The following is a 17,177-nucleotide window of genomic DNA, read 5'->3' on the forward strand; positions in this document are numbered from 1 at the left end:
ACAGAACCCGATTCCGGCCCGGCGCACCATGCACACCCTCGGCGTGCTCGAGGCCAGGCAGCGCTTCCCCGAACGGCTCGATCGGGCCCGCGACGGCGAGGACACCCTGATCGCGCGCCATGGCCACCCGGTGGCCGCCCTGGCCCCCCTGTGGCGGCGCCACCGGGCCCAGCGGCAGGCCCTGCTCGCCCTCAAGGGCAGCGGCCGCGCCTGCTGGCCCGATCACCGGCCGCCCTCCGCCGGCAGCGGCGGGCCCGTCGAGCCCTTGGACGGCGGCGCCACCCTGGCCCTCGGGTCGGCCGTGGCCATCGACGCCACGGTGCTGATTCCCTGGCTGCGCGGCGACGCCGGCGGCCGCCGGCACGAGCCCCTGATCACCGCGATCGCCGCCGGCCACTGGCGGGGGGTCCTGAGCATGGCCACCCTGAGGACGCTGGTGGAGGGGCCCCTGCTCCGGGGGGACGAGACTCTGGCGGCCCGCTACGAAGCCGTCTTCAGCGATCCCGCGGCCTGGACCCTGGTAAGCCTCCCCCCCCAGGTCGCCCTGGCGGCGGCGCGCCTGCAGCGGCCCGGCAGCGGGCCGGCCCTGGGACCCGATGGCGCCCTGGAGCTGGCCTCGGCCCTGCATGGCGGGGCCACGGCGATGATCAGCCGGGACCCCCGCCTGCTCGCCGCCCTGCCCCTGCCGGCACGCCCGCCCCTGCCCTGATGCCCATCCACCTCTACTGGGGCGACGACGAGGCCGCCCGGCAGCGGGCCCTGGCGGACCGGATCGAGGCCCTGGTGGATCCCTCCTGGGCGTCGATCAACCTCAGCCGCCTCGACGGAGCCGATGCCGTCCAGGCGGCCCGGGCCCTCGAGGAGGCCCGCACCCCCCCCTTCGGCGCCGGGGCCCGGGTGGTGGTGCTGCAGCGCAGTCCCTTCTGCCAGGCCTGCCCGGCGGAGCTGGCCGCCCAGCTGGAGGCCGCCGTCGAGCTGATCCCCCCCGACTGCCACCTGTTCCTGGTCAGTGACGGCAAGCCCGACGCCCGGCTGCGCACCACCAAGCGGCTGCGGACCCTGGCCGAGGAGCAATCCTTTACCCTGCCGCCGGTCTGGGATGGAGCCGGCCAGATCGAGCGGGTGGAGCACGCCGCCCGGGACCGGGGCCTGACCCTGGCGCCGGGGGCGGCCGAGGCCCTGGCCGAAGCGATCGGCAGCGACGGGATGCGGCTCGCCAGCGAGCTGGAGAAGCTGGCCCTCCATGCCGGTGGCAGTGGTGGCGGTGGTGGGGGCCCGATCACGGCCGAGGCGGTGGCCGCCCTGATCGGCGGCCAGGTGACCAGCAGCCTGGCCGTGGGCGATGCCCTGCTGGCCCAGAACCCCGCCGAGGCCATCGCCCTGGTGGAGGCCCTGCTGGAGGTGGGCGAGCCCGCCCTGCGCATCGTGGCGGCCCTGGCCAGTCAGATCCGGGGCTGGCTGTGGGTGTGCCTGCTGGAGCGCAGCGGCGAACAGGACGTGGCCGTGATCGCCAAGGCCGCGGGGATCGGCAATCCCAAGCGGATCTACGTGATGCGCAAGCAGATCCGCGGCCGCAGCCCCGAGCAGCTGCTGGCCCTGCTGCGCCGCCTGCTTGATGTGGAGGCGGCCCTCAAGCGCGGTGCCGACCCCGGTGACGCCTTCCGGGACGGCTTCCTGCTGGCCGCCCTAGCGCAACCCGCGAGCGCCCCGCGTCGATAATCGGGCCGGATGCGCCGGCAACGCGGGAATGGCCCTGTTGATTCAGAAGTTCGGGGGGACCTCGGTGGCGGACACCGAGCGGATCCGGGCGGTGGCCCGCCGCATCGCCGCGAGCCGCGAGGAGGGCCACGAGCTGGTGATCGTCGTGTCGGCCATGGGCCACACCACCGACCAGCTGACCGGCATGGCCGCCAGCCTCTGCAGCGATCCCCCCCGCCGGGAGATGGACATGCTGCTGGCCACGGGCGAGCAGGTGTCGATCGCCCTGCTGTCGATGGCCCTCCATGCCGAAGGCGTGCCCGCCGTCTCGATGACCGGCACCCAGGCGGGGATCATCACCGAATCGGCCCATGGCCGGGCCCGGATCCTGGAGGTGCGCACCGAACGGCTGCGGCGGCTGCTGGAGGACGGCCACGTGGTGGTGGTGGCCGGCTTCCAGGGCACCAGCAGCGGCCACGCCGGCACCCCGGAGATCACCACCCTGGGCCGGGGCGGCTCCGACACCTCGGCCGTGGCGCTGGCCGCCGCCCTCGGCGCAGACGGCTGCGAGATCTACACCGACGTGCCCGGGGTGCTGACCACCGACCCCCGCAAGGTGAGCGACGCCCAGCTGATGGAGAGCGTCAGCTGTGACGAGATGCTGGAGCTGGCGAGCCTCGGGGCCGCGGTGCTCCACCCCCGGGCGGTGGAGATCGCCCGCAACTACGGGGTGCCCCTGACGGTGCGCTCCAGCTGGAGCCAGGCCCCCGGCACCCGGCTCACCAGCGGTCCGGCCCGCCCGATCGGCAGTGAGGGGCTGGAGCTGGGCCGGCCGGTGGACGGGGCGGAGCTCGAGGCCGACCAGGCGGTGCTGGCCCTCTCCCACGTGCCCGACCGGCCGGGGGTGGCCGCCACCCTGTTCGAGGCCCTCGGCGCCGCCGGCCTCAACGTCGACCTGATCGTCCAGGCAATCCACGAGGGCGCCAGCAACGACATCGCCTTCACCCTGGCGGCGACGGAGATGGAGCGCGCCCGCCAGGTGTGCCAGGAGGTGCTCGCCGCCATGGGGGCCGACGGGGCCCAGCTCTCGGCCGAGGCGGGCATGGCCAAGCTCAGCATCGCCGGGGCCGGCATCCTGGGTCGGCCGGGGGTGGCGGCCCGCCTGTTCGACACCATGGCCCGCCTCGGCATCAACCTGCGCCTGATCGCCACCAGCGAGGTGAAGGTGAGCTGCGTGGTGGATGGCCAGCTGGGGGCCCGGGCCCTGCGGGCCGCCGGCGAGGCCTTCGAGCTCTCCGACCAGCAGCTGCGCCACGATCCGCCCCCCTGCCACCTGGGGGACCCGGCGGTGCGGGGGGTGGCCCTCGACCGCGACCAGGTGCAGGTGTCGGTGCGGCGGGTGCCCGACCGGCCGGGGGTCGCCGCAGCCATCTGCCGGGCCCTGGCCGATGCGGGCATCAGCCTCGACGCCATCGTGCAGTCGGAGCGTACCCACGGCGGCCCCGAGGACCGGCGGCGCGACATGAGCTTCACCCTGCGGCGCGACGACCGGCCGGCGGCGGAGCGGGCCCTGGCCCCGGTCCTGCGCCAGTGGGACGGCGCCGGCTTCGAGGAGGGCCCCGCCATCGCCAGGGTCAGCGCCGTGGGGGCCGGGATGGCCTGCACCGCCGGCACGGCGGCGCGGATGTTCCGTTCCCTGGCCGACGCGGGCATCAACATCTCCCTGATCGCCACCAGCGAGATCCGCACCAGCTGCGTGGTGGCGGAGGCCGATGGCGTGCGCGCCCTGCAGGCGGTGCACCAGGCCTTCGGCCTCGGCGGCGCCGAGCGGCACGCGGCCGAGGGGACGGAAGCGCCAGCCTGACCGCGGCTTCCTAGTCTTGGGACCCCGCCAGGAACGGGACATGTTGGTTCGGTTCTGGGGAACCCGCGGTTCGATCGCCAAGCCCGGCCCGGACACCTTCCGCTTCGGCGGAAACACCTCCTGCGTGGAGGTCCGCTCCGACGGGGGCACCCTGCTGGTGATCGACTGCGGCACCGGCGCCCACGGCCTGGGCCAGGCCCTGATGCAGGAGCGCCCCGACGGCATGGAGGGGTCGCTGCTGATCAGCCACACCCACTGGGACCACATCCAGGGCTTTCCCTTCTTCGCCCCCTTCTTCGCCCCTGGCCACACCTGGGATGTCTTCGGGCCGAGCGGCCTCTCGGGAAGCCTGCGCAGCGTGCTCTCCGGCCAGATGCAGCACGCCTACTTCCCCGTCACCCTCGAGCAGTTCGCCGCCACGATCCGCTACCACGACCTGCACGAGGGCACGTTCCGGATCGGGGATGTGACGATCACGACCCACCTGCTCAACCATCCCGCCCTCACCCTGGCCTACCGGCTGCAGGCGGACGGGGCCACGGTCATCTACTGCTGCGACCACGAACCCCACGACCCCGCCCTGGCCAGCGGCCTCGGTCCGCTCTCCGGCCAGGACCTGCACTACGCCGCGTTCATCGAGGGGGCCGACCTGGTTATCCACGACGCCCAGTACACGGCCCTGGAGTTCCCGGCCAAGCTCGGCTGGGGCCACAGCTCGGTGGAGTACGCGGTGCGCCTCTGCGAGGAGGCCGGGGTGGCCCGGCTGGTGCTCACCCACCACGACCCCCTGCGCAACGACGCGACCATCGACCTGATCCTGGCCGGGGTGCGTGCTGATCTGGCCGACCGGGGCTCCCCCCTGGAGGTGCTGGCGGCTGCGGAGGGGTTGGTGCTGCGCACCACCGCCCGCGCCCCGGACACCGCACCCGGCGCCCCGCCGGCCGAAGCAGGGGCCGAAACGGGGGAAGCGCCCGGCGCCGGGGCCCTCAGCGACGATCCCGGTGGCCCTCCGGCCCTGGTCTGGGTGACGGACAGGGACCTGGAGGCGGCCCTCACCACCGCCCTGCGCCTGGAGGGCCTGCCCTTCCATGTCTGCGGCGGCGAAGCCGATCTGCGGCAGCGTCTCGAGCGCGAAGGAGCCTCCCTGCTGCTGCTGGAGCAGGCGCTCCCCGTCCGCGATGGCCCCGCCCTGGTCCGCCGGCTGCGGGAGTCCGCAGCTACGGCGGCGGCCGAGATCCCCGTGGTGATGCTGGCGGCCGTGGAGGAGCAGGCCCGCCACGACGACCCCCTGGTCAGCGAGTGGCTGGTGCTGCCGGTCTCCGAGAGCTACCTGCGGGCCCGGCTCCGGGCCTGGAGCCTGCGCACCCCCTGCCGCTGGGAGCGGGCCCGCCCCCCCCAGGACGAGGAAGGGCGCCTGCGGCGGCTGGCGGAGCTGGGCCTGCTGGATACGGAGCGGGAGGAACGGTTCGACCGGCTGACCCGGATCGCCGCCGCCGCCTTCGATGTGCCGATCGCCCTGATCAGCCTGATCGATGCCGAGCGGCAGTGGTTCAAGTCCAGCCATGGCCTGGCCACCTGCCAGACCTCCCGCGACCTGGCCTTCTGTGCCCATGCCATCAGCCAGCGCACGGACCTGCTGGTGGCCGACACCTGGCTCGACGAGCGCTTCGCGGAGAATCCCCTGGTGCTGGGGGAGCCCCGGATCCGCTTCTACGCCGGCTCGCCCCTGATCCTCGACGACGGCACCTGTCTGGGCACACTGTGCCTGATCGACACCCGCCCGCGTCAGCTCAGCGGCGCCGAACTCTCCCTGCTCCACGACCTGCGCGACCTGGTGCTTCTGGAGCTGTCCCCCCAGCCATGGCCCGTCGCCCTTCACCATTCCTGAACTGGCTGGCCGCTGTTCTCCTGCTGCCGGTCCTGGGCAGCTGCCAGGGCGCGGCCGTCTCCGCCCCGGTGCGCAGCGTGCCCGTGGTGGGCGGCCTCGAGCACCCCTGGGCCGTGGCCTGGCTGCCGGGGGGCGACCTGCTGATCACGGAGCGGCCGGGCCGGCTGCGCCTGGTGCGGGGTGGCGTGCTGCAGGCCGAGCCGATCCGCGGCGTGCCGGAGGTGCTGGCCGCCGGCCAGGGGGGCCTGCTGGATGTGGCCGTCCATCCCGACTTCGCCGCCAACCGCTGGATCTATCTCACCTATGCGGCCGGCAGTGCCGAGGCCAACCACACCCGGCTGGCCCGGGCCCGTTTCGACGGCCGGGCCCTCAGCGAGCTGCAGGTGCTGTACGCGGTGCCGCAGCGCAAGAGCGGCTCCCAGCACTTCGGCTCCCGCCTGCTCTGGCTCCCGGATCGCACCCTGCTGCTGGCGATCGGGGACGGGGGCAATCCCCCGATCGAACTGGAGGGGCAGCTGATCCGCACCCAGGCCCAGAACCCGCTCAGCGCCCTGGGCAAGGTGCTGCGGCTCCAGGCGGACGGCACCCCGGCCCGGGGCAATCCCTTCGCCGGCCAGCCCGGCGCACTGCCGGGGCTGTGGAGTCTCGGGCACCGCAACATCCAGGGGATGGCCCTCGATCCCCGCACGGGCCGGGTCTGGGCGAGTGAGCACGGCGCCCGCGATGGCGACGAGCTCAACCGGGTCGAGGCCGGCGTCAACTACGGCTGGCCGCGGGTGACCCACAGCCGCGAGTACTTCGGCCCGCCCATCGCCCCGGCCACCAGCGCCCCGGGCCTGCGGGATCCGGTCCTCGTCTGGACGCCCGCCATCGCCCCCTCCGGCCTGGCGGTCTACGACGGCGATCGCTATGCGGGCTGGCGCGGTGATCTCTTCGCCGGCGGACTGGTGTCGCGGCAGGTGCATCGGCTGCGCCTGAATCCCGACGGAACCGTGACTCCGAAGGAGGAGATTTCCATCGGCGCCCGGGTGCGGGATGTGCGCCAGGGACCGGACGGCTACCTGTACGTGCTCACGGACGGGGCCGGTGATGGGCAGCTGCTGCGTCTCGAGCCCAGAGGAGCGCCCTGACGTCTGGATTAACGTTCAATCGCCATCGAACCTTCACCATTCGCATGGGACGGCGATTCCGATGATCCGACCCGCGGAGATTGCCGAGGGCCTGGCGAAGGGTGAGTTCTTTCTGGAGTATCTGCCCATCCTGTCCCTACCGGATCTCCGCTGCATCGGAGCCGAAGCCCTGATCCGCTGGCGGCGGGCCGATGGCTCCCTGGTGATGCCCGGGGAGTTCATTCCCTCCCTGGAGTCCACCCCGGCCTCGGGAGTGCTCACCTGCTGGGTGGTCGAGACCGCGGCAGCCGAACTCAGGGACTGGCTGCAGCGCCATCCCGACGTGCATCTCAGCCTCAACATTCCACCGGAGGTCGCCGGGCGGGGCGGGGTCTATTACGCCGCGATGAAGGCCGGCCTGGCCGACATGATTGACCAGCTGATCCTGGAGGTCACCGAGCGGGGGCTCCCCGATGCCCTGGGCCTGGAGGGCATGCTCCAGGCCCGGCAACTCGGCATCAGGATCGCGCTGGACGACGTCAACCTGCTGGGGGGCGCCAATCTCGCCATCCTCAGCCGTTGCCCGTTCGACATCATCAAGGTCGATCGCCACCAGCTGGCCATGATCACCCCGGAGACGCCCCATCCGCAGTGGCTGGAGGGACTCACGGCCCTGATCCGCTCGTCCCGGCTGATCGTCATCGCCGAAGGGGTCGAGACGGACCAGCAACTCCAGGTGCTGATCCAGGCGGGGGTCCAGGCCGTCCAGGGCTTCCACCTGTCCCCTCCGATCTCCGCCGCCGACCTGATCGCCTTCCACCAGCGGACCCATGGTCCGGAGGACGCCGACGGGGACCTCCAGCCGTGAGGTAGGAAAGGGCGACATTCACGCAGGATTCCCATGGCACGGCGCGCCGCCGCTTCCTTCCTGAGCGACTTCAAGGATTTCATCAACAAGGGCAACGTGGTCGACCTGGCCGTGGCGGTGGTCATCGGCGGTGCCTTCGGCAAGGTGGTCGACGCCGTCGTGAGCCTGGTGATGACCAGCCTGCTGGAGCCGGCCCTGAAGGCGGCTCAGGTGGAGGCGATCAACGCCTGGCCCGCCGGTGCGGTGATCGTGGCTCTCATCAACTTCCTGGTGATCGCCTTCGTGGTGTTCCTGATCGTGCGGGCGATCGAGGCGATGAAACGCCAGGAGGAGGCCCGGGCCGCCGATGCCGGGCCCGATCCCCAGACCGAACTGGCGGCCGCCGCCAACCGCCTGGCCGAAGCCCTGGAGCGCCGCGGGCTCTAAACCGCGGGGCGTCCCACCAGCTTGTGGCGCAGGTTCTTGATGCGATCCCGCAGGTTGGCCGCCTCCTCGAACTCCAGGCCCTTGGCCGCCGCCTTCATCTTCTCCTCCAGCTGGGTGATCAGCTCGGGCAGGGCATCGAGGGGCACCTCGTTCTGCTCGGCCTGCTCGGCCGCCACCTCCAGCTGGTCGTCGCTGAGCCGGCGGGACAGCTCCAGGAAGGAGAGGATGGAATTGCCCGCCCGCTTGCCGGCAGGGGTGGGGGTGATGCCATGGCGTTCGTTGTAGGCGTGCTGGATCACCCGACGGCGCTCGGTCTCGGAGATTGCCTTGGCCATCGAATCGGTGAGGTTGTCGGCGTACAGGAGGGCCACCCCGTCGATATGGCGCGCCGCCCGGCCGATGGTCTGGATCAGGGAGCGCTCCGCCCGCAGGAAGCCCTCCTTGTCGGCATCGAGGATCGCCACCAGGGACACCTCGGGCAGGTCGAGACCCTCCCGCAGCAGGTTGACGCCCACGAGCACGTCGTAGGCCCCGTTGCGCAGATCCTGGATGATCTCGATCCGCTCGATCGAATGGATCTCCGAGTGCAGATAGCGCACCCGCACCCCGTTCTCGGCCAGATAGTCGGTGAGGTCCTCGGCCATGCGCTTGGTGAGGGTGGTGACCAGCACCCGCTCCTGGCGGTCGGCCCGCAGGCGGATCTCCCCGAGCAGGTCGTCCACCTGGCCCTCCGACGGACGCACCTCCACGACCGGATCAAGGACGCCGGTGGGGCGGATCACCTGCTCCACCACCCGGCCGCGGCTCTGGGCCAGTTCCCAGGTGCCGGGGGTGGCCGAAACGAAGATGGTCTGGCGGGCCTTCTCCCAGAACTCGTCCCCCTTCAGGGGCCGGTTGTCGGCGGCGCTGGGCAGCCGGAAGCCGTGCTCGATCAGCACCTGCTTGCGGCTCTGGTCGCCGTTGTACATGGCCTGGAGCTGGGAGCAGGTGACGTGGCTCTCGTCCACCACCAGCAGCCAGTCGTCGGGGAAGTAGTCGATCAGGCATTCGGGCGGGGTGCCGGCCTCCCGTCCGGCCAGGTGCCGGGCGTAGTTCTCCACCCCGTTGCAGTAGCCCACCTGCTCCAGCATCTCCAGGTCGTAGGTGGTGCGCTGCTCCAGGCGCTGGGCCTCCAGCAGCCGCCCCTGGCCGTTGAGCACGTCCAGCCGTTCCCGCAGTTCGGCCCGGATCGCCTGAATCGCCCCCTGCAGCCGCTCCTTGGGGGTCACGAAGTGCTTGGCCGGGTAGATGTTGATGGACTCCAGGCTCTGGAGGATCTCGCCGGTGGTGGGATCGACGTAACGGATCGCCTCCACCTCATCGCCGAACAGCTCGATCCGCACCAGCCGGTCTTCGTAGGCCGGACCGATCTCCAGCACATCGCCCCGCACCCGGAAGCGGCCGCGGCTGATCTCGATGTCGTTGCGGGAATACTGGTTGTTGACCAGACCCCGCAGGGAGCCGCGCAGATCGAGCTTGTCGCCCACCTCGAACTTCACAGCGGCCTTGAGGTATTCCGAGGGGATGCCGAGGCCGTAGATGCAGCTGATCGAGGCCACCACAATCACATCGCGCCGTTCGAACAGCGACCGGGTGGCCGAGTGCCGCAGCATGTCGATCTCTTCGTTGATCGAGGCGGTCTTGGCGATGTAGGTGTCCGAGACGGGAACGTAGGCCTCGGGCTGGTAGTAGTCGTAGTAGGAGATGAAGTATTCGACGGCATTGTGGGGGAAGAACTCCCGCAGCTCGTTGCAGAGCTGGGCCGCCAGGGTCTTGTTGTGGGCGAGCACCAGCGTGGGGCGCCCCGTGCGGGCGATCACGTTGGCGATCGAGAAGGTCTTGCCGGTGCCGGTGGCGCCGAGGAGGGTCTGGAAGCGTTCGCCCCCGTCGACGCCCTTCACCATCGCTTCGATGGCGGCGGGTTGGTCGCCCTTCGGTTCGTAGGGGGCGTGAAGCTGGAATGGCATCGGACCATTCTGGCGGTCACCCGAGGGGAACGCTCCGGCGGGGAAAACCGATCAGCCCACCCCGGAGGCCACCGCCATCGCCCGGGTCAGGGGCACGTCCAGACCCATCCAGCCCAGGACAAGGCTGCTCAGCACGCTGTAGGCCAGGGCCCCGAGGATGGCGCTGACCAGCCCGTTCTGGAGCCGGAAACCCTGGATCAGCCAGGCGGCCAGGCTGAACAGGATGACCGTGATCAGCCAGTTGAACAGGAACGACACCGGGCTGATCAGGCCCCCGAGGGAGGAGACGAACCAGACCGGCCCCAGCAGGAGCTTCAGGGGGAGCACCAGCAGGGTGCCCAGCAGGGCGATGACGATCGCCGACAGCAGGGCCGCCGAAAAGCTCGCCAGCTCCACCCCCAGGGGCAGTCGCGCCACCAGCAGCAGAATGAGAGCCCGGATCGGCCATTGCAGAAGCCAGGTCAACGAGCCCATGGGAAGCGGTGCCGCAACCCGTTCAGCTTACCGAGTCTGTTCGTTTTGAACCATCGACGCCAGGGGCAGGGCCTCCCGCAGGGCACGCACCACCGCCACCATGGCGAGCTCATCGTCGAGGCGGTTGACGGCCGAGCCCACGCCGACGCCGGCGGCGCCGGCGGCCAGGGCCATGGGCACCGTGACGGCCGAGAGCCCGGAGGCGCACAGCACCGGCACGGCCACCGCCCGGCTGATGGCATGGGCCGCCGCCAGGGTCGGGGCGGCCTTCTCGATCAGGCCCAGGGCACCCGGGCTGAGGGGATGGGCGCTGGTGCCACCCTCGGTCTGGATCAGATCGGCGCCGGCGGCCACCAGCTCCACCGCCAGCCGCTCCTGCCCATCGAGGGGAAGGGTGTGGGGCACGGTGACCGAGAGGACCGTCTCCGGCAGCAGCTCCCGGGTGCGACGGGTGAGCTCGAGCACTTCGGCGGCACCGAAGACCCGCCCCTGGGGATAGAAGCTGTCGTAGTTGCCGATCTCCACCATGGCGGCACCGGCCTCCACGGCCGCCGGGAACAGGAGCGGGTCGACCGCCGAGACACAGACCGGCAGCCCCGGAGCCAGCGCCGCGGCCAGACGCACCAGGGTGGGGTCACAGGCCAGATCCACCAGGTCGGCGCCGCCGGCGGCGGCGGCCCGGACCACCCGCTGCACCCGGGCCGCATCGAAGTTGTCGAGGCCGGCGATGACCTTCAGCGCCCGCCCCTGACGGATCGCCTGCTGCAGGGCGGTGGGCAGGCTGGAGAGGCGGGTCATCGGCGGATGGAAGGAAGCAGACGGTGATTCTCCCACCCGACCCAAGCCGGACGCCGCGGCCCTGGGGACGCGACCAGACGCGCCTCCACCGGCACCTGCTGCGGCGACCCACCCTGCTGCCGGCGGGGGGGTCGCTGCTGGTGGCCGTGTCAGGCGGCCAGGACTCCATGGCCCTGACCACCCTGGTGCTGGACCTCCAGCCCCTGCACGGCTGGCGGCTGCAGCTGTGGCACGGCGATCACGGCTGGCGCCCCGACGCGGCCCGCCAGGCCGGGGAACTGGCCCGATGGGCCCGAAGCCAGGGGCTGGATCTGAGACTCGACCGGGCCGATCCGGTGCCCGGCAGCGAGGCCGCCGCCCGGGAGTGGCGCTACGGCTGCCTCGCCGCGGCGGCCCTCCAGGGGGGCTGCACCCATGTGGTGACCGGCCACACCGCCAGTGACCGGGCCGAGACCGTGCTGCTCAACCTGGCCCGCGGCAGCCACCTGCGGGGCCTGGCCAGCCTCGGGGCCAGCCGGCCCCTGGCCCCGGCCGCCGGCCCCCTGCGGCTGGCCCGCCCGCTGCTGATCTTCGACCGCAGCGACACCGGCCGCCTCTGCCGGGAGCGGGGCCTGCCCGTCTGGACGGACAGCAGCAACACGGATCGGCGCTTCGCCCGCAACCGGCTGCGGGCCGACGTGATGCCGGTGCTGGAAGCCCTCCATCCCGGCGCCAGCCGGCGGATCAGCGCCCAGGCGGAACGTCTGGAGGCGCAGGCCGAGGCCGAGGCGGAACTGCTGGACCTGGCCCTGGAGGGCCTCCAGCAGGGCGAGGCCCCCGCACGGCTGCCGCGCCGGCGGCTGGCCGGCCTGGCCCCGGCCAGCCAACGACGGCTGCTGCACCACTGGCTGCGCCGGCATCTGGGGCGGGAGCCGGGTTCGGGGAGCCTCGAAACCCTGGTGGACCGGCTGGTCCGGGGGGGGGGCACGGGCCGGCTGGATCTGCCCGGAGGATGGCAACTGCACTGGGATCACAGCACACTGTGGGTCCGCTCACCCGACCCGCTCCATGGCCGAGACCAGCGCCACTGACGCCGCCCAGCGCTATGCGGTGATCGAGCAGGCCTACTCCAGGGAGAAGTGGGCCGCGGTGCTGGCCGACGGGGCCGAACTGCTGCAACAGCTGCAGCCCTCGGACAATCCCCAGCTCACCGGGCTGAAGCTGCGGCTCCAGCTGCTGCTGGGTCATACCCAGCTCTACGGCTACGGGGACAAGGCCACCGCCGCCGGGTACTACGGGACGGTGGCGGAGCAGAGCAGCGAGGCTGCCCTCACCAGGATCGCCGAGCAGGGACTGAAGCAGTGCGCGATCGATGAGGCCGGCACCACCCCGACCCCGGGGTCGGCCGTGGCGGACACCGGCAGCCCCGGTCCGGAGTTCCTGGTCGCAGGGGCCGCAGGCTCGGCGGTCACCGCGCAGGCGGTCACCGGCCCAGCGGCCCCCTGGCTGACCAAGGGGCCGGCGGCAACCGCCCCGGGGGCAGCCGCCGCCCCGGCCACCGCCGCCGACCTGGAGCCGGCATCGGCGGGGGCGGAATCTCCGGCGGGGCCGCCGGCCCCCACGCCGGCCACTCCCTGGGCCCAGCCCTCGCTGATCCCGGAGGTGGTGGAGGAGCCCGAGCTGATCGAGCTGCACCAGGCGGATCCTGCCCTGGCCGACGACGTGGAGCTGAGCTGGCAGGAGTCCACCCCCACCTCGGCGGCGCCGGGGGACAAGGAGGACGAGGAGCTGCTCAGCGGCCTGATGCTGGTCAGGGTCCGCTGAGCCCACCCCCGGGCGATCAGCCCGCCGCGGCAGCCGAGCGGCGACGACGGACGCGACCGGTGGGTTCCGGCTCCTCGACGGGGGCCTTGCTGGCGGCGGCCACCGGGGCCGGAGCTGCGGTGCTGGCCGTGGCCGCCGCCGGGGCGGCCGAAGCTGCTGCGGTCACCAGCTGGCGCTGGGGCACGGCGGCGGGCTGGCGCCCACCCCCATCCCGGCGGCCGCCGCGGGGCGCCGGACGGCTGTCGGGTTCGGCATCGGCCCGGCCCTTGTAGGCCGGGGTGCCGGCCGGCGCGGGCTGCACCAGGCAGATGATCAGCGGGTCCACCTGCAGCTCCCGGCGCAGGCGGCGCTGCAGGCCCACCTCCACCTCCCGCTGCACACCCACCCAGTCGACATCGGGGGCCTTGCCGCCGGTGTTGCGGGCCAGCTGATTCCAGCGGTTCTCCAGCACCCAGGTGATCTCCCGCTCGGCCCAGACCGAGAGTTTGCGGGCATCGGCGGCCGTGACCACGCCGCGCAGGTTCACCCGTGGCGGCGCCGCCATCACACCGTCGGTGGTGATGACCGCCAGCAGGGTGATGACGCCGTCCTCCGCCAGTTGCTGGCGCTCCTTGAGCACCCGGGCATCGACGATGCCGTTGCGGGAGGCGTCGAGCAGCTCGATGCCGGCCTTCACCGGCTCACCCTTGTGGATGGTGTCGGGGGTGAGTTCGACCACGTCGCCGTTGTCGATGATCAGGATGTGATCGGCCGGGATGCCCATTGACTGGGCCGTCTTGGAATGGCAGACGAGCATGCGGTGCTCGCCGTGCACGGGCACGAAGAATTTCGGCTTGGCCAGCGCCAGCATCAGCTTGTGGTCCTCCTGGCAGCCGTGGCCGGAGACGTGGATGCCCTCGCCCTTGCCGTAGACCACCTTGGCGCCCATCATCATCAGCCGGTCGATGGTGTTCACCACCGAGATGGTGTTGCCGGGGATCGGGCTTGCGGAGAAGATGATCGTGTCGGTGGACTTCACCTGCACCTGGGGATGTTCGCCGCGGGAGATGCGGCTCAGGGCGGCCAGCGGTTCGCCCTGGCTGCCGGTCATCAGCAACAGGGTTTCCCGGTCGGGCAGGTCCCGGATCTGCTTGATGGGAACGAACAGATCATCGGGGGCCCGCATGTAGCCGAGTTCGCGGGCCTTGGCGATCACGTTGAGCATGGAGCGGCCCAGCAGCCCCACCTTGCGCCCATTCTTCATCGCCAGTTCCAGAATCATCGACACCCGATGAATCGAGCTGGCGAAGGTGGTGATGATCACCCGGCCTTCGGCCTGGCTGATGTGGCGATCCAGGTTCGGGAACACGGCCCGCTCCGGCGGGGTGAAACCGGGGATCTCGGCGTTGGTGGAGTCGCTGAACAGACACAGAACACCCTGCTCGCCGTAATGGGCCAGGCGCTGCAGGTCGAAGGCCTCCCCATCCACCGGGGTGTGGTCGAACTTGAAGTCACCGGTGAAGATGACCACGCCGACGGGGGTGGTGATGGCCAGCGTGAAGCTGTCGGCCATCGAGTGGGTGTTGCGGATGAACTCCACCTTGAAGTGCTGGCCCACATGCACCACATCCCGCGGACCCACCGTCTGGATGGTGGTGCGGTCGGTGACGCCCGCCTCCTCCATCTTCCCCTGCAGCATCGACATGGCCAGGCGGGGGCCGTAGATGATGGGGATGTTGAAGTTCTTGAGGTGGTGCGGGATGCCGCCGATATGATCTTCATGGCCGTGGGTGACCACCATGCCGCGGATGCGCTTCTGGTTCTCGCGCAGGTAGCTGGTGTCGGGCATCACCACGTTGACGCCATGCATGCCATCGCTGGGGAAGGCGAGGCCGGCATCGACGAGCATCAGCTCATCGCCGTATTCGAAGACGCAGGTGTTCTTGCCGATCTCGTGCAGGCCGCCCAGGGGGATGACGCGCAGGCCCTGGTGCCTGGCTTTGGCGCCGTTGCCGGAGCGGACGATGGGATTGGCGTTCTGACTGGACATGTAGGGAAGCACTCAGGGGGTTGATGAAACGGAACGTGGAGCGGAAGCGGAAGTGACTCTGGACATCAGCCTTGGCGTCAGGTGGGACGCAGGGCAGCCAGAATCGAGGAAAGGCGCTGTCGCACGGCGGTATCGGCGGAAAGCAGGGGAAGTCGGGGGGCACCCACCGGCCAGCCGAAGATCTCCAGGGCGGCTTTGACGGGAATGGGATTGGTGGTGCAGAAGAGGGCCCTGCACAGGGGCAGCAGTTGCTGGTGCTCGTCGAGGGCGGTGGCGACGTCGCCGCTCAGGTAGGCCTGGAGCATGGCCCGGATCCTGGGGCCCACCAGATGGCTGGCCACGCTGACCACGCCCACCGCACCCACCGCCAGCATCGGCAGGGTGAGGGCGTCGTCGCCGCTGTAGATCGCCAGGCGATCGCCGCACAGCTCCCGCAGCCGGCTGACCTCCTCGGTGGTGCCGCTGGCGGCCTTGAAGCCCACCACATTGGCCTCATCGAGCAGGCGGGCCGTGGTGTCCGGGGCCAGGCTGCAGCCGGTGCGGCCGGGGATGTTGTAAAGCATCAGGGGCAGCTCAGGAGCGGCCCGGGCCACGGCGCGGAAATGGGCTTCCAGGCCCTCCTGGGGCGGCTTGTTGTAGTAGGGCACCACCACGAGAGCGCCGTCGGCACCGAGGGCGGCGGCCTCACCGGTGGCTTCCACGGCTTCGGCGGTGCAGTTGCTGCCGCTGCCGGCCAGCAGGGTGGCGCGGCTGCCCACCGCCCCCTTCACGGCGGCGAACAGTTCATGCTGCTCCCGCCAGGTGAGGGTGGGGGACTCGCCGGTGGTGCCGCAGAGCACCAGGCCATCGGAGCCGTGGCGGACCAGATGGTCCGCCAGCCGGGCCGCCAGCTCCAGATCGACGGCCCCGTCCGGCTGGAAGGGGGTCACCATGGCGGTGAGCACCCGCCCGAAGGGGGCCTCGGGGGAGGGAGCCGTGCTCGGCGCCTGCAGGGTGGCCGTGCTCAAGCGGCACCTCCGGCGGCGGCGGGATCCCGCAGCAGTTCGGCGATCTGGATGGCGTTGAGGGCGGCACCCTTGCGGATCTGGTCACCGCACAGCCACAGCTCCAGGGCGCAGGGATCGCTCAGGTCCTGGCGGATGCGGCCCACGGCCACCGGATCCCGGCCCGTGACGTCGGTGGGCATGGGGAAGCGGTTGGTCTCGAAGTTCTCGATCAGCTCCACCCCGGGGGCGACCGCCAGCAGCTCGCGGGCCTCCGCCACGGGGAAGGGCTCCTCAAACTCAATGTTGACGGCCTCGGAGTGGGCCCGCAGGACCGGCACCCGCACGCAGGTGGCCGTCAGGCGCAGTTCGGGCAGACCCATGATCTTGCGGGTCTCGTGGAGCATCTTGAGCTCCTCCTCGCAGTAGCCGCTGGGCTGCAGGGGGGAGTTGTGCAGGAAGAGGTTGAAGGCCAGCGAATGGGGCAGCACCGCGCTCACCGGCTCGCCCCCGTCCAGCACCGTGCGGCTCAGGTCGCGCAGTTCCTCCATGGCCCGGGCCCCGGCGCCGCTGGCCGACTGGTAGGTGCTGACCACCACGCGGCGGAGCGGCCGCCGGGCCGCCAGGGGGGCCAGGGCCAGGGTGAGAAGGATGGTGGTGCAGTTGGGATTGGCGATGATCCCGCTGTGGGCGAAGGCGGCCTGGGGGTTGACCTCGGGCACCACCAGGGGCACGGCCGGATCCATCCGGAAGGCGCTGGAGTTGTCGATCACCACCGCTCCGGCGGCCACGGCCACCGGCGCCCACTGCCGGGAGACCGAACCGCCGGCCGAGGCCAGCACCAGGTCGATGCCCTCGAAGGCGTCGGCGCCGACCGGCTGCACCCGAAGGCGCTCGCCCTGCCAGTCCAGGTCCTGGCCGGCCGAGCGCGGCGAGGCCAGCGGCCGCAGCTCCGCCACCGGAAAGCCCCGCTCCTGGAGGAGCACCAGGAGTTCCTGGCCCACGGCTCCGGTGGCGCCGAGGATGGCGATGCGCAACGGCCGTGAAGGCAGGTGGCGCGGAGGGGAGGGAAGGGTCGCTGAGACGGTCAACGGGGGGAAACGGGACAGGTGGCGGGGCGGGAGCGGGCCTGCTGACGGGAGACGGGGCCCTGAGGGAAACCCTGGAAAGGGACGTGGAACGGATGGGGCTGGAGGCTCCGGGAACGGGAGCCTGAGACAAAACCTCCAGC

General features: G+C 71.6%; 15 protein-coding genes. 9 read left to right on the top strand and 6 right to left on the bottom strand.

The window, feature by feature from the left end:
* The first annotated feature begins 28 nt into the window (after positions 1-28).
* The 7 genes from L107_RS07965 (at position 29) to mscL (ending at position 7,853) form a co-directional block, all read left to right on the top strand.
* Positions 29-709 (top strand): type II toxin-antitoxin system Phd/YefM family antitoxin, encoded by a 681-nt coding sequence (locus tag L107_RS07965; protein ID WP_159817700.1) that lies wholly within the window; start codon positions 29-31, stop codon positions 707-709.
* The gene (holA, locus tag L107_RS07970; RefSeq protein WP_159817702.1) at positions 709-1,719 is read left to right on the top strand and encodes a DNA polymerase III subunit delta; all 1,011 of its coding nucleotides are present in this window, start codon (positions 709-711) and stop codon (positions 1,717-1,719) included. Before L107_RS07965 ends, holA begins: the two co-directional genes overlap by 1 nt.
* A 28-nt stretch (positions 1,720-1,747) precedes the next feature.
* Positions 1,748-3,562 (top strand): aspartate kinase, encoded by a 1,815-nt coding sequence (locus tag L107_RS07975; RefSeq protein ID WP_159817704.1) that lies wholly within the window; start codon positions 1,748-1,750, stop codon positions 3,560-3,562.
* 40 nt (positions 3,563-3,602) lie between these two features.
* Entirely contained in the window at positions 3,603-5,450 is a 1,848-nt protein-coding gene (locus L107_RS07980) for an MBL fold metallo-hydrolase (RefSeq protein WP_159817706.1), read from the top strand.
* Positions 5,423-6,580 carry a PQQ-dependent sugar dehydrogenase gene (locus L107_RS07985; protein WP_159817708.1) on the top strand — a complete coding sequence of 386 codons (1,158 nt, stop codon included), beginning with the start codon at positions 5,423-5,425 and terminating at the stop codon, positions 6,578-6,580. Before L107_RS07980 ends, L107_RS07985 begins: the two co-directional genes overlap by 28 nt.
* Positions 6,581-6,641: 61 nt before the next feature.
* Positions 6,642-7,427, top strand: coding sequence for an EAL domain-containing protein (locus L107_RS07990; RefSeq protein WP_159817710.1), 786 nt, complete (start codon positions 6,642-6,644; stop codon positions 7,425-7,427).
* 33 nt (positions 7,428-7,460) lie between these two features.
* On the top strand, positions 7,461-7,853 hold the full coding sequence (gene mscL / locus L107_RS07995) for a large conductance mechanosensitive channel protein MscL (RefSeq protein ID WP_159817712.1): 393 nt from the start codon (positions 7,461-7,463) through the stop codon (positions 7,851-7,853).
* Here the strand turns inward: mscL and uvrB are convergent.
* The 3 genes from uvrB to L107_RS08010 are packed head-to-tail and all read right to left on the bottom strand — an operon-like array spanning position 7,850 to position 11,131.
* Positions 7,850-9,859, bottom strand: a complete 2,010-nt coding sequence (gene uvrB / locus L107_RS08000) for an excinuclease ABC subunit UvrB (RefSeq protein WP_159817714.1) — start codon at positions 9,857-9,859, stop codon at positions 7,850-7,852. The genes mscL and uvrB overlap by 4 nt on opposite strands.
* Positions 9,860-9,910: 51 nt before the next feature.
* Positions 9,911-10,333 (bottom strand): phage holin family protein, encoded by a 423-nt coding sequence (locus L107_RS08005; protein WP_159817716.1) that lies wholly within the window; start codon positions 10,331-10,333, stop codon positions 9,911-9,913.
* Between the two features lie 27 nt (positions 10,334-10,360).
* Positions 10,361-11,131, bottom strand: coding sequence for a DUF561 domain-containing protein (locus L107_RS08010; RefSeq protein ID WP_159817718.1), 771 nt, complete (start codon positions 11,129-11,131; stop codon positions 10,361-10,363).
* Between the two features lie 23 nt (positions 11,132-11,154).
* Here L107_RS08010 and tilS point away from each other — a divergent pair, with 23 nt between their 5' ends.
* Both tilS and L107_RS08020 read left to right on the top strand, forming a co-directional pair.
* Positions 11,155-12,201 (top strand): tRNA lysidine(34) synthetase TilS, encoded by a 1,047-nt coding sequence (tilS, locus tag L107_RS08015; protein WP_159817720.1) that lies wholly within the window; start codon positions 11,155-11,157, stop codon positions 12,199-12,201.
* A complete protein-coding gene (locus tag L107_RS08020) occupies positions 12,179-12,934 on the top strand; it encodes a hypothetical protein (protein WP_159817722.1) in 756 nt (251 codons plus the stop codon). The genes tilS and L107_RS08020 overlap by 23 nt, the downstream gene beginning before the upstream one ends.
* 16 nt (positions 12,935-12,950) lie before the next feature.
* Here the strand turns inward: L107_RS08020 and L107_RS08025 are convergent, their stop codons facing one another.
* The 3 genes from L107_RS08025 to L107_RS08035 all read right to left on the bottom strand — a co-directional run bounded on the left by L107_RS08025 (position 12,951) and on the right by L107_RS08035 (position 17,037).
* On the bottom strand, positions 12,951-14,963 hold the full coding sequence (locus tag L107_RS08025; protein ID WP_236550577.1) for a ribonuclease J: 2,013 nt from the start codon (positions 14,961-14,963) through the stop codon (positions 12,951-12,953).
* 77 nt (positions 14,964-15,040) lie between these two features.
* Entirely contained in the window at positions 15,041-15,970 is a 930-nt protein-coding gene (gene dapA, locus L107_RS08030; protein WP_159817724.1) for a 4-hydroxy-tetrahydrodipicolinate synthase, read from the bottom strand.
* Positions 15,967-17,037 (bottom strand): aspartate-semialdehyde dehydrogenase, encoded by a 1,071-nt coding sequence (locus L107_RS08035; RefSeq protein WP_159817726.1) that lies wholly within the window; start codon positions 17,035-17,037, stop codon positions 15,967-15,969. The genes dapA and L107_RS08035 overlap by 4 nt, the downstream gene beginning before the upstream one ends.
* Between the last annotated feature and the right edge of the window lie 140 nt (positions 17,038-17,177).

Source organism: Cyanobium sp. Copco_Reservoir_LC18 (assembly GCF_009834675.1).
GTDB classification, from domain to species: Bacteria; Cyanobacteriota; Cyanobacteriia; order PCC-6307; family Cyanobiaceae; genus Cyanobium; species Cyanobium minutissimum.